Source organism: Achromobacter sp. D7-1 (assembly GCF_059760445.1).
This window is the reverse complement of the sequence record NZ_JCBAMT010000073.1, coordinates 21,850-34,137: the sequence shown is the minus strand read 5'-3', so window position 1 is coordinate 34,137 and position 12,288 is coordinate 21,850. Positions and strand designations below refer to the sequence as shown.

Here is a 12,288-nt window from a genome sequence, read left to right as displayed (position 1 = left end):
ATTCTCTTGTGGGCGCCTCCCGCCGCGGGGGCGGGAGGCGCTGGCTATGCTTCTTCTGGTCTGCCGGCTCAGGTCTGGTGCTGCGTGGAGGGCGGTGCGTTCGGGTCCAGGTGCGGTACGCAGACCGGGGCTTCGTGCGGCGCGGCGGAGTGCAGCTTCTTGCCGCCCAGCGTGCGCAGCAGCACGTAGAACACCGGGGTCAGGAACAGGCCGAACAGGGTCACGCCCAGCATGCCGAAGAACACGGCGATACCCATGGCCTGGCGCATTTCAGAGCCTGCGCCCGAGGACAGCACCAGCGGTACCACGCCCATGATGAACGCGATGGACGTCATCAGGATGGGGCGCAGGCGCAGGCGGCTGGCCTCGATGGCGGCTTCCAGCGGGCTGCGGCCGTTCATTTCCAGTTCGCGGGCGAATTCCACGATCAGGATCGCGTTCTTCGCCGACAGCCCCACCAGCACCATCAAGCCGATCTGCGTGAAGATGTTGTTGTCGTTGCCGGTCAGGTAGACGCCTGTCAGCGCGGCCAGGATGCTCATCGGCACGATCAGGATCACGGCCAGCGGCAGGGTCAGGCTTTCGTACAGGGCGGCCAGCACCAGGAACACGAGCAGCACGCTGATCGGGAACACCCACAGGCCGGCGTTGCCCGCCAGGATCTGCTGGTAGGTCAGGTCGGTCCACTCCATCTTCATGCCGCGCGGCAGGGTCTCGGCGGCCACGCGTTCGGCCGCGGCCTGCGCTTGGTCGGACGAGTAGCCGGGCGCCGGACCGCCGTTGATGTCGGCGGCGGTGTAGCCGTTGTAGCGCACCACCATTTCCGGACCAAAGGTCTGGTTGACCGTGACCAGCGAGGACAGCGGCACCATTTCGCCGGCGGCGTTGCGGGTTTTCAGTTGCAGGATGTCGTCGGCGTGCGCGCGGAATTGCGCGTCGGCTTGCGCCCGCACCTGGAAGACGCGGCCGAAACGGTTGAAGTCGTTGACGTACATCGAGCCCAGGTAGATCTGCATGGTGTCGAACACTTCCGTCACCGGCACGCCCAGCTGCTTGGCCTTGACGCGGTCCAGGTCCACGTCCAGCTGCGGCACGTTGATTTCATAGCTGGAGAAGGCGGGACCCAGTTCCGGTGTCTGGCGCGCCTTTTCCAGGAAGGCTTGCTTGGCCTTGTCCAGTTCGGCGTAGCCGGCGGCGCCACGGTCCTCGATCTGGAACTTGAAACCGCCCAGCGTGCCCAGGCCCATCACGGGCGGGGGCGGGAACACGGCGATGAACGAGTCCTGGATGGCTGCGAACTTCTGGTTGAGCGAGCCCGCGATGGCGTCGCCTGACAGCGCCGCGCCTTTGCGTTCCTTGAAAGGCTTGAGCGTGACGAACACGATGCCGGCGCTGGAGCTGTTGGTGAAGCCGTTGATCGACAGGCCGGGGAAGGCGATGGTGCTCTGCACGCCGGGTTCCTTCAGGGCGATGTCGCTCATGCGGCGGATCACCGCTTCGGTGCGGTCCAGCGAGGCGCCGTTGGGCAGTTGCGTGAAGGCGATCAGGTACTGCTTGTCCTGCGCGGGCACGAAGCCGCCTGGCACCAGGTAGGAGACGCCGATGGTGGCGGCCACCAGCACGGCGTACACGCCCATGGCGCCGGCCTTGCGGCGGATCACGCTGGCCACGCCCGTGCCGTAGGACTCGGACGCGCGGCCGAACATATTGTTGAACCAGTTGAAGAAGCGGCCGAAGACGCGGTTCATGCCGCGGGTCAGCCAGTCAGGCTTGTCGTGATGGCTCTTGAGCAGAATGGCCGACAGCGCGGGCGACAGGGTCAGCGAGTTGAAGGCCGAGATCACCGTCGAGATGGCGATGGTCATGGCGAACTGCTTGTAGAACTGGCCGGTCAGGCCCGTCATGAAGGCCAGCGGCACGAACACCGCGCACAGGGTCAGCGCGATGGCGATGATGGGGCCGCTGACTTCGCGCATGGCGCGGTAGGTCGCGTCGCGCGGACTCAAGCCCGCCGCGATGTTGCGCTCCACGTTTTCCACCACCACGATGGCGTCGTCCACCACGATGCCGATGGCCAGCACCATGCCGAACAGCGAGAGCGCGTTGATGGAATAGCCGAACATCAGCAGCAGCGCGAAGGTACCCACGATGGACACCGGCACCGCCAGCAGCGGGATGATCGACGCGCGCCAGGTCTGCAGGAACAGGATCACCACCAACACCACCAGGGCGATTGCTTCCAGCAGCGTGGTCACCACGGCTTCGATGCTGGCGCGCACGAATTGCGTGGGGTCGTATTCGATGCGGTATTCCACGCCGGGCGGGAAGTCCTGCTCCAGTTCGGCCATGGCGGCGCGCACCTGGCTGGACACGTCCAGCGCGTTGGCGCCGGGCGACTGCATGATGCCCATGCCGACGGCCTGCTTGTTGTCCAGCAGCGAGCGCAAGCCGTATTCCTGCGCGTCCAGTTCCACGCGGGCCACGTCCGACAGATAGGTCACGGCGCCGTCGGGCGAGGTCTTCAGGATGATGTCGCGGAATTCCTCTTCGCTTTGCAGGCGGCCGCGCGCATTGACGTTCAGCTGCAGCGGCACGTCGCCCAGCGTCGGGGACGCGCCGATGACGCCGGCGGCGACCTGCACGTTCTGCTCGCGGATGGCGTTGACGACCTCGGTGGCGGTCAGGCCGCGCTGGGCGACCTTTTGCGGGTCCAGCCAGACGCGCATGGAATAGTTGCCCGAGCCCCACACCGTCACTTCGCCCACGCCCGTGATGCGGGCCAGCCGGTCCTTGACGTTCAGGATGGCGTAGTTGCGCAGATAGGTGATGTCGTAGCGGTCATTGGGCGAGATCAGGTGCACCACCAGCGTCAGCGTGGGCGAGCTCTTGGCCGTGGTGACGCCCAGGCGCTGCACGTCCGGCGGCAGGCGCGGGAGCGCCTGCGACACGCGGTTCTGCACCAGCTGCTGGGCCTTGTCCGGATCCACGCCCAGCTTGAAGTTCACCGTCAGCGTCAGGTTGCCGTCGCTATTGGCTTGCGACTGCATGTACAGCATGTCTTCGACGCCGTTGATGGATTCCTCCAGCGGCGAGGCCACGGTTTCGGCGATGACCTTGGGGTTGGCGCCCGGGTACTGCGCGCGCACGACCACGGACGGCGGCACCACTTCCGGGTATTCGGAGATGGGCAGCTGGAACATGGCGAGAAGGCCTGCCAGCAGCACCAGGACCGACAGCACGCCGGCGAAGATCGGCCGGTCGATGAAGAATTTCGAGATATTCATGAACGTTCTCGTTAGACGCGCCGGCTCAGTTCAGCGTGGCCGAGGCGGTCTTGACCGGGTTGCGTTGGGCCGCAACCATGGGGACGACGGTGGGGGTCACGGCATCGCCGGGACGGATGCGTTGCAAACCGTTGACGACGATGCGTTCGCCGGCGGCAAGGCCCGAATCGACCACGCGCAGGCCCTCCTGGTTGGCGCCCAGCTTGATCTGGCGGTAGACGGCGTGGTTCTTGTCGTCCAGCACCAGCACGTAGCGCTTGTCCTGGTCGGTGCCGATGGCTTTTTCGTCGATCAGCACGGCCTGGCGCGGTTCGCTGCCGCCCAGGCGGACGCGGGCATACAGGCCGGGCAGCAGCATGCCGTCGGCGTTGTCGAATTCGGCTCGCACGCGGATCGTGCCGGAGGTGGTGTCCAGGCGGTTGTCCACGGACTGCACGACACCGGTGCGCGAATAGCCTTCCTCGTTGGCCAGGCCGAGTTCCACCGGCACGGCGCCGCTGCGGCCGCTGCGCGCGGGGTTCACGTAGCGCAGGAAGGTCTGCTCGTCCACGTCGAACGAGGCGTACATCTTGGAGACCGACACCAGCCGGGTCAGCGGCACCGAGGCGGCGCCGGCTGCCACCACGTTGCCCACGGTGACCTCGGCGCGCGACACGCGGCCGGCCACGGGGGCTTCGATGCGGGTGTAGCCGAGGTTCAGCTTGGCATAGTCCAGCGCCGCTTGCGCGCCCTGCAGATTGGCGGCGGCTTCGCGCGCGGCGTTCTGCTTTTCCTCGAAGTCGCGGCGGGCGATGGCGTTATCGGTCAGCAGGCGCTGGCCGCGGGCCAGTTCGGTGGCGGTGTACGAGGCACGGGCTTTCGCGGCGGTCAGCGCGGCGGCGGCGCGGTCGACCTCGGCCGCATAGGGGCGCGGATCGATGGTGAAGAGTACGTCGCCCTTCTTGACGATGCTGCCGTCCTGGAAATGCACGGCGGTGAGGGTGCCCGACACCAGGGGACGGATGTCGACGCGGTCGATGGCTTCCAGGCGGCCGGAGTAGCGCTGCCAGTCCACGATGGTCTTGTTCAGCACCTCGGCTACCTCGACCGGGGGCGCGGCGGGGGCGGTCTGCGCCTGGGCGGCGTTGGCGCCGGCGGGAGCACGGAACAGGGCGTAACCGCCGCCGGCGGCGATGACGGCTGCAAATACGGCGAGCACAGCAATACGATTGCGCGAAACCATGGTGTTTCCTTGAGAGATGATGGGGCGAAAGCGCGCTTGCCTGGGTGAGCCTGGGGGCGGGAGGCGGCTGTGGCGGTCTGGGCAGGCCTGCCCTCAGGATCCGGTGAAAATGCTGCGATGCAACATTTAATGCGGCTGCGCATTTCAGGCAAAGGCGCCTGGTTGGGCGGGTCTTTGCGGTTACCGGAATCTGAGGGTAGGCATGCCCTTTGACGGCGCCTGGCGGCAAGGGCACTTCAAGATGGTTTGCATTCTGAGCGGTTTAGGGGGGCGGATAAACCCGTATGTTTCGGCAACACTAGTCGTCAAGGTCGACTAATCAACGCCGAAAACGGGTTATGCTCCGTCCACACCGACTATTTCCCAAAAGGACACCGTCGCCATGGACCGTTTTCAGGCTATGCAGGTGTTTGTGCGCGTCGTCGACGCCAACAGCTTCACGCGGGCGGCCGACAGCCTCTCGCTGCCGCGCACCACCGTCACCACCATCATCCAGAATCTCGAACGCCTTTTGGGCGTGCGCCTGCTCAACCGAACCACGCGCCGTATCGGCCTGACGCCCGACGGCGCCGGCTATTACCAGCACTGCGTGCGCATCCTGGCGGACGTCGAGGAAACCGAGGCCTGCTTCCAGGAAGCGGCCCTACGCCTGAAGGGCAGGCTGCGCATCGACGTGCCGACCTGCATCGGACGGCTGATCCTGATTCCCTCATTGTGTGATTTCCACGACAAATACCCTGACGTGGAGCTGGTGCTGGGCTTGGGCGACCGTCCGGTCGACATGGTGCAGGAGGCCGTGGATTGCGTGATCCGCGCCGGCGACCTGGAAGATTCCAGCCTGGTCGCGCGCCGTATCGGCACGCTGCAGACCGTGACCTGCGCATCCCCCACCTATGTGGCGCGCCACGGCCTGCCGCAGAGCATCGACGAGCTGCGCGACCATCATGCCGTGCACTATTTCTCCAGCCGTACCGGCCGCAATTGCGCCTGGGACTTCAGGGTCGACGGCAAGCACCAGGAAGTGGAAATGAAGGGCGTGGTGTCGGTGAACGAGGCCGGCGCCTACCTGGATTGCGGGCTGAAGGGCTTCGGCCTGATCCAGACCGCCCGTTACATGGCGCTGCCGCACCTGCAATCGGGCGAGCTCATCGAAGTGCTGCCGCAATGGAAGCCCAGCCCCACCGCGATCTCGGTGCTCTACCCGCAAAGCCGCCAGTTGTCGCCCAAGGTGCGCGCCTTTGCCGACTGGACCGCCGAATTGTTCGCCAGCTGCCCGCTCTTGAGCGGCCGCGACGAGACCGATCCGGCTGCCGCCAGCTGCGGCGTCTACGCGCGCCAGGTCAGCCAGGCGAACACCCTGGCGTCCACCGCGCCCAGGCCGGCGCTGGAGGAATACCTGCCGCCGCGCCGCCGCAGCGCGCGCGAAGAGGCTGCCGAATACGCCCTGTAAGCGTCTGGCACGGAGGGCGGATGCGCCCTCCGCCCAGGGCGACACGGGAAACCCCGTAGTAAATACAGGCCTTGTGTCCCTCGATTTGCATGAAACGTCTGTATAGTCCGACAGTCAAAGCCTACAACGCCCTTACTGTCGATCCGCTCCATGCAGCCTGTACTACCCGCTTACCTGATCGCCCGTTGGCTTTTGTTGCTCGTGCTGTTGGCGGGGGTGTACTTCCTTAGCGGTTTCCTGGTCCCCGCGCTCGCCGCACTCATCATCGGCCTGGCCAGCTGGCCCCTGTATCAACGCCTGGTCGCCCGCTGTGGCGGCCGCACCGCGCTGGCCGCCTCGCTGGCGCTGCTGGTGGTGATCGTGGTGCTGATCGTGCCGATGTCGCTGGCGCTGTCCTACGCCATCAAGGAAGCCAGCACCTTCTTCGCCTGGGCCATCGCGGCCAACCGTCATGGCGTGGACGTGCCCAACTGGATCACCTCCATGCCGGTAGTGGGCGAGCGCCTGGGCCAGTACTGGGAAGCCTACATCGGCCAGCCACATGCGCTGGGCGCCCTGGTCGAGGCCGTCAGCGGCGAGCATCTGGGCAATATCTACCGCATGGTCCTGGCGGCCACCGGCAACGTGTTCCAGTTGTTGCTGACGGTGCTGTTCATGCTGATCACGCTGTTCTTCGTCTACAAGGACGGCATCCGCATGGTGGCCCAGCTGGACGTGCTGGGCGAACGCATCCTGCCCGCGCGCTGGCAGCGTTTTTCGCGCGTGGTGCCGGCCACCATCAACTCCACCGTCACCGGCATGGGGCTGATTGCCTTGGGCGAAGGCCTGGTGCTGGGCATCGCCTACTGGGTGGCGGGCGTGCCGTCGCCGGTGCTGCTGGGCGTGGTCACGGGCTTCATGGCGCTGATACCCGGCGGCGCGCCGCTGTCGTTCACCTTGGTGTCGCTGTATCTGGTGGGCTCGGGCCATCTGGTGGCGGGCATCGCCCTGATGATCTGGGGCAGCGTGGAACTCTTCATCGTCGACAAAACCTTGCGCCCGCGGCTGGTGGGCGGGCCGGTCAAGCTGCCTTTCCTGCCGACCTTCTTCGGCCTGGTGGGCGGCGTGAAAACCATGGGCATCGTCGGGCTGTTCGTCGGCCCGGTGCTGATGGCCCTGCTGGTGGCGGTGTGGCGCGAATGGGTGCACCATGAGGTACAGGAGCGCGACGCCGCCCGCATCAATCCTCCCGCCCAACCCCCCGCAACCTGAATGCCATGTTGTTGCCTGATGATCAGATAGCCGTCCTGCGCGAGCAGGGCTTCGTGGTGGCGCGCCAGTTCGCCAGCCCGGAACAGGTGGTGGCGCTGCGCGCCGTGGCCGAACGCCATTTGCGCGAACACATCGCGCCCATCGAATACGAAGCCGACCTGCGCTATCCCGGCGCGCCCGAGTCGCGCGCCGCCGAAGGCGGGCAGACCGTGCGCCGCCTGCTGAGCGCCTACGCCCGCGATCCCTTGTTCGCGCAATGGGCCACCGATGCCCGCATCGGCCAGTGGCTGGGACGCTACTTCGGTGAAACGCCGGTGCTGTCCACCGTGCACCACAACTGCGTGATGACCAAGCGCCCGGCCTACGGCAGCCTGACGGGGTGGCACCAGGACATCCGCTACTGGTCGTTTTCCGACACGGACCTGGTTTCCACCTGGCTGGCGCTGGGCCCGGAAACCCGTGCCAACGGCGGCCTGTCGTTCATCCCAGGTTCGCACGCTGCCGCCTTTGCGCCTGAACAGTTCGACCCGCAGAAGTTCTTCCGGGACGACGCGCCCCAGAACGCCGAATGGATCGCGCGCGCGGTCTGTCCGGAATTGCAGGCAGGCGATGTGGTGTTCTTCCATTGCCGCACCCTGCACGCGGCCCAGGGCAACAGCAGCGACCGTGTGAAGCTGTCGCTGGTGCACACCTATCATCCGCAGTCCTGTCATCCGCTGCCGGGCACGCGCTCGGCCAGCCAGCCGGGCGTGCCGCTGGCTTCGGCGGTCTGAGTTCAGCGGGGATACTGGCCTGATCCAGCGTCGCGCGCGGGGCGCCCTAGCCACCAGAGCAGGGCCACCGCGATCAGTATCGCCGCGACGTTGAACTGCAGGGCGCTGGCGAAGGCCCGCGCATGGCTTTCGGCCTCGCCGGCATCGGCATAGGCGTCCAGCGTGCCGACAAACAGCATCCCCGCCGCCGACACGCCCAGCGCCGCGCCCACCTGTTGCAAGGTCGATACGACGCCCGCCGCCATGCCGGCATGGCGGTCTTCCACCAGGCCCAATGCCAGGTTCACCAGCGGCGTGTTGACGGCGCCTTGCGCGGCTCCCAACCACACCAGCGCCGGCAATAGCGACCACGGCGCGAGGCTGGCGCCGGCCGCGCCGACCTGCAGCATCAATGTCGCCGTGGCGCCGCCATACAGCAACGCGGCCAAGGCGATGGCGCGCGTGCTGAAACGTGCGACCAGCCGCGGTGCCCACATCGATCCCGCCACGAAGCCCAAGCTGGCGGGCGCGAAGATCAGGCCCGCCGTCAGCGCGTCCAGCCCGAAGCCTGTCTGCACCAGCAACGCGTAGCAAAGAAACATCGCGCTGGTGGTGGAATACACCAACATCACCAGCAGGCAGCCCGCCGCGAAGCGCGGCTGCGCCAGCAAGGCCATGTCGACCAGCGGCGCGCCGCCGCGGGCCGCGATGCGGCGCTGCATGCGCACGAACAGCGCCAGCGCGGCGACCGCCGCCACGCCGCAAGCCAGTGTCCACGCGGGCCAGTGCCGCGTCGGACCTTCGATCAGCGCCAGCAACAGCAGGGCCAGTCCCGTGCCCACCAGCGCCGCGCCAGGCCAGTCCATGTGCGCGCCCGAAGGCTCGCGCGATTCCGGAATGTGGCGGGCCAGCCGCCATGCCAGCAGGCCCAGCGGCACGTTGAGCAGGAAGATGCTGCGCCAGGCCAGGCCGAACAGGTCGGCGTGCACGATCCAGCCGCCCAGCACTTGTCCCGCGATGGCCGCCAGTCCCAGCGTCATGCCCAGCAGGCCGAAGGCGCGCCGCCGCTCGTGGCCCTGATAGCTGACGCGGATCAGCGCGTAGACCTGCGGAAACAGCATGGCCGCCGCCATGCCTTGCAGGACGCGCGCGGCGATCAGTGTGTCGGCCGTGGGGGCAACGCCGCACAGCGCCGAGGCCAGCGCGAACCCCGCCATGCCCAGCATGAACAGGCGCCGCCGGCCGTGGCGGTCACCCAGCCGGCTGCCCGCGATCAGCAGCACGCCGTAGGCCAGTTCGTAGGCGGCGATGATGAAGCTGATCTGCGCGAAGCTGGCGGACAGGGTGGACTGCATGCTGGGGATGGCGACGTTCACCACGAACAGATCGAAGATCGTGATGAACCCGCCCGACAGCAGCACGGCCAGGCCCAGGCGGCCCATGGCGGGTTGCGGAGCAGCTTGCAGGCCGGGGCAGGGGAGTGTGGAGGAAGTCATGGAAAGCGCCATCGAAACAAGGTTGGGCGCTATTCTGGAGAGGCTTTTAGCCTTATACAATTTAGCTACTTATGCTATTACTGGGTGCAATAGACTCATGACCGCTACCGAAGCCCCGAAGCGCCTGGCGCGCACCCGCGCGGATCTGTCCGAGTTCCTGCGGCTGCGCCGCGAACGGCTCAGTCCCGCCGCAGTCGGACTGCCTGCGGGAGGCCGCCGGCGCACACCGGGATTGCGTCGCGAGGAAGTCGCCGCGCTGGCCGGCGTGGGCTTGGCCTGGTACACCTGGTTCGAACAAGGCCGTAACATCAGCGTGTCGGCCGGGTTCCTGGAAAACCTGGCGCGCGTGCTGCAGCTGGACGCCGCCGAGCGTCGCCACTTGTACCTGCTGGCGCACCAGCGTCCGCCATCGGAACCGGGCCGCACCTGGTGCACAGTACCTGCGCAGGTCCGCCGCCTGATGGACGATCTGCCGGCGCGTCCCGCCTATATCCTCAACCTGCGCTGGGACGTGGTGGTGTGGAACGCGGCCGCGGACCGCGTGTTCAATTTTTCGGCGCAGGCGGAGGGCCGCAGGAACCTGCTGTGGATGCTGTTCGCCGACCCGGCGATGCGCGAACTGTTCGTGGACTGGCCGGCGCAAGCGCCCGCCATGCTGTCTACCTTCCGCCGCGATTTCGCCAGCGCGGGCCAGGCGCCGGATGTAGCCGAACTGGTCGACGAGCTGGAATGCGTGTCGCCGGACTTCAAAGCCTGGTGGCGCGAACACGATGTGCATGGAGCCTGCACGGGCCTGCGCAGCCTTTGTTTGCCGTCCCTGGGCGAGTTGGCGTTCGAGCATTCCACCTTGTCGGTGGACGAGAGCCGGCATCTGCGGCTGGTGGTCTATGCGCCGGCGCCGGACGAACCGAAGGCGGCGGATTTCGAGCGCTGGCTTGGGGGCCGTGCAAACGCCAGATCCAGGCCCGCCCGTGGCACCAGGGAATAGGCGCGGCGTGGGTCTACGGCGCCGCGGCGGGCGGCTCCTATAGTCGGGACTTCTTCGTACCGCCACGTCCTCGCGGACGCCTCCGCTCATGTCCACCGCCACGCTTTCCCGCCGCCACGCCTTGCTGCTTTTGGGCGTGGTGGTGCTGGCCTGGGGCTTCACCTGGATCGTCAACAAGCAGCTGCTGCACTACATGACGCCCATCTGGGCGGCGGCCGCACGCACGCTTGTGGGCGTCGCCGCGTTGCTGCTGCTGGGCCTGGCGCTGCGCCGCGTGGCCTGGCCGGTCAAGGCCGACCTTCCCGTGATCCTCAGCGTGGGGCTGCTGCACATGGGCGCCTTCGCCGCGCTGGTCAGCCTGGGCATGCTGTACGTGCCGGCGGGCCGCTCGGCCGTGCTGGCCTACACCACGCCGCTGTGGGTGATTCCCGGAGCCTGGCTCTTTCTGGGTGAGTCCGTGAGCCGCGTGCGGCAAGCCGGGTTGGCGCTGGGCCTCTTGGGCCTGGTTGTCATCTTCAACCCGCTGGACTTCGACTGGAACAATCGCGACGCGCTGGTCGGCAACGGCCTGATCCTGCTGGCGGCGCTGTGCTGGGCGGCCAACATCGTCTACGTGCGCGCGCACCGCTGGGTCACGCCGCCGTTCGAGCTGGCGCTGTGGCAGGCCCTGCTGGCCTCCGCCGTGCTGTCGGCGGTGGCCTACACGACCGAAGGTGCGCCGCAAATAACCTGGAGCGCGGACCTGGCGTGGCTGCTGGGCTACGCCGGCGTGTTCGGCATCGCGGTGGCGTACTGGGCTGCCGTGAATGTCAATCGTGCATTGCCTGCGGGCGTCACTTCCATCGGGCTTTTGGGCGTGCCCGTGTTCGGCCTGCTGTGCTCGGCCGTGTTGCTGCATGAGCCGGTCAGCGCTTCGCTGCTGGCGGGCATGGCGCTCATCGTGGGAGGCATCGCGGCAGGGGTGATCGAACGTCGCGCTTGACGGCCGGATCATCGCAGGTATATCGTAAGATATATGTCGTAAGATATAGATCTTGCGATAGACACCGGAGGTAAACCATGCGTGATGCCCAATTCCTTACCGCATTCGTGCGCCGTGCCCGCCAGAAGCCGGAGGGCCGCCACGATCATTCCCATTCCCATCATTCCCATGCGCACCATCGCCACCACGGCGAGGGCCATGGCCATCATCAGCGCCACGCCGGCGCGGGCGGCGACTGGTTCTCCGGTCCGGCCGACGAGCGCGGCGAGGGCGGCGGCTTCGGCGGCGGTTTCGGCGACGACGGCCGCGGCTGGACCCGCAGCCGCAAAGTCAGCGCCGACGACCTGCAGCTCATGCTGCTGGGCCTGCTGGAAAAAAATCCCAGCCACGGCTACGAGCTGATCAAGGCGCTGGGCGCGCTCAGCAACGGCTTCTACACGCCCAGCCCCGGCATGGTCTATCCCGCGCTGACCTATCTGGAAGAGTTGGGCTACGCCACCGTCGAGCAAGAGGGCGCGAAGAAGCGCTATCACTTGGCCGAGCCGGGCCGCGCGCACCTGGACGGCAACCGCGAGCGCCTTGCGCTGATGTTCAACAAGCTCAAGCACGTGGCGCGCAAGATGGACTGGATGCGCCAGGCCTGGAGCGGCCAGCCGCGCACCGTCGGCCCGGAAGGCGAAGACACCGCTACGGGTTGGCTGCCGGAATTCGTGGCCGCGCGCCAGGCGCTCAAGCGCGCGCTGCTGGACCGCACCGACGCCTCGCCCCAAGAACAACGGCGCATCGCGGCCATCCTGGCCCGCGCCACCGCGGAAATCACAGACCCGAGCTGTTCCTGATTCCGATTCTTTTCCTGGAGTATC

9 protein-coding genes are annotated in these 12,288 nt (G+C 67.1%); 6 read left to right on the top strand and 3 right to left on the bottom strand.

Annotated elements, in window-relative coordinates:
• Nucleotides 1–68: 68 nt before the first annotated feature.
• Both AC6LKD_RS25115 and AC6LKD_RS25110 read right to left on the bottom strand, forming a co-directional pair.
• The gene (locus AC6LKD_RS25115; protein ID WP_492274105.1) at nt 69–3,284 is read right to left on the bottom strand and encodes an efflux RND transporter permease subunit; all 3,216 of its coding nucleotides are present in this window, start codon (nt 3,282–3,284) and stop codon (nt 69–71) included.
• Between the two features lie 25 nt (nt 3,285–3,309).
• Nucleotides 3,310–4,506, bottom strand: a complete 1,197-nt coding sequence (locus tag AC6LKD_RS25110; RefSeq protein ID WP_498117789.1) for an efflux RND transporter periplasmic adaptor subunit — start codon at nt 4,504–4,506, stop codon at nt 3,310–3,312.
• Nucleotides 4,507–4,888: 382 nt separating this feature from the next.
• Between AC6LKD_RS25110 and AC6LKD_RS25105 the strand changes: the two genes are divergently transcribed.
• The 3 genes from AC6LKD_RS25105 (at nt 4,889) to AC6LKD_RS25095 (ending at nt 7,980) form a co-directional block, all read left to right on the top strand.
• Nucleotides 4,889–5,956 carry a LysR family transcriptional regulator gene (locus AC6LKD_RS25105; RefSeq protein WP_498117788.1) on the top strand — a complete coding sequence of 356 codons (1,068 nt, stop codon included), beginning with the start codon at nt 4,889–4,891 and terminating at the stop codon, nt 5,954–5,956.
• Nucleotides 5,957–6,106: 150 nt separating this feature from the next.
• Nucleotides 6,107–7,207 (top strand): AI-2E family transporter, encoded by a 1,101-nt coding sequence (locus AC6LKD_RS25100; RefSeq protein WP_498117787.1) that lies wholly within the window; start codon nt 6,107–6,109, stop codon nt 7,205–7,207.
• 5 nt (nt 7,208–7,212) lie between these two features.
• Nucleotides 7,213–7,980, top strand: a complete 768-nt coding sequence (locus AC6LKD_RS25095) for a phytanoyl-CoA dioxygenase family protein (protein WP_498117786.1) — start codon at nt 7,213–7,215, stop codon at nt 7,978–7,980.
• Nucleotides 7,981–7,982: 2 nt separating this feature from the next.
• Here AC6LKD_RS25095 and AC6LKD_RS25090 read toward each other — a convergent pair whose 3' ends face one another.
• Nucleotides 7,983–9,455: an MFS transporter gene (locus AC6LKD_RS25090; RefSeq protein WP_498117785.1), complete on the bottom strand. Its 1,473-nt coding sequence runs from the start codon at nt 9,453–9,455 to the stop codon at nt 7,983–7,985.
• 97 nt (nt 9,456–9,552) lie between these two features.
• On the opposite strand from AC6LKD_RS25090, the gene AC6LKD_RS25085 reads away from it, so the two are divergent.
• From AC6LKD_RS25085 to AC6LKD_RS25075, 3 genes are all read left to right on the top strand, one after another.
• Nucleotides 9,553–10,443 (top strand): helix-turn-helix transcriptional regulator, encoded by an 891-nt coding sequence (locus tag AC6LKD_RS25085; protein ID WP_498117784.1) that lies wholly within the window; start codon nt 9,553–9,555, stop codon nt 10,441–10,443.
• Between the two features lie 88 nt (nt 10,444–10,531).
• Complete coding sequence (locus tag AC6LKD_RS25080; protein WP_498117783.1) at nt 10,532–11,425, top strand: DMT family transporter; 894 nt, start codon at nt 10,532–10,534, stop codon at nt 11,423–11,425.
• A 77-nt stretch (nt 11,426–11,502) separates the two neighbouring features.
• Nucleotides 11,503–12,264, top strand: a complete 762-nt coding sequence (locus AC6LKD_RS25075) for a PadR family transcriptional regulator (RefSeq protein ID WP_498117782.1) — start codon at nt 11,503–11,505, stop codon at nt 12,262–12,264.
• Nucleotides 12,265–12,288: the final 24 nt, after the last annotated feature.